1 pseudogene is annotated in these 370 nt (G+C 30.0%); it reads right to left on the reverse strand.

The features are described 5' to 3' along the window. Positions 1–242: pseudogene (locus CVN76_RS02025) on the reverse strand (Gfo/Idh/MocA family protein); the annotation flags it as partial. Positions 243–370: the final 128 nt, after the last annotated feature.

The raw sequence follows: 370 nt of genomic DNA on the forward strand, positions 1-370 counted from the left end.
AACATCCTTTTCGTATTTTCAATACTTTTCTTATCTAAATCATAAATGCCATGAATGGTCGCTCTTCCCTCTAGCATGGTAACTTTAATATGCTCATGGCCTATCATCCCGGCACCAATTACGTTAAATTTATATTTTTGTTTTTCCTTTTTAAAAATGTATTTATCTTCTTCGGATAAGTAATCAACATTTAAAAAACTCGAGAAAAAATTACTGTTTAATTCTTTTCTTTTTGTACTCATATCAAAAACCTCCATGTAATTTTGTTAATCATAAATAGGTACTACCCGTTTTTTCATGTTCTTTCGAATTTCACTGGTAATCTATAAATATGGAACTAGCGGTAACTCGGGTAAACATAGTTACCTTT

It is taken from the genome of Bacillus sp. mrc49 (assembly GCF_002803435.1).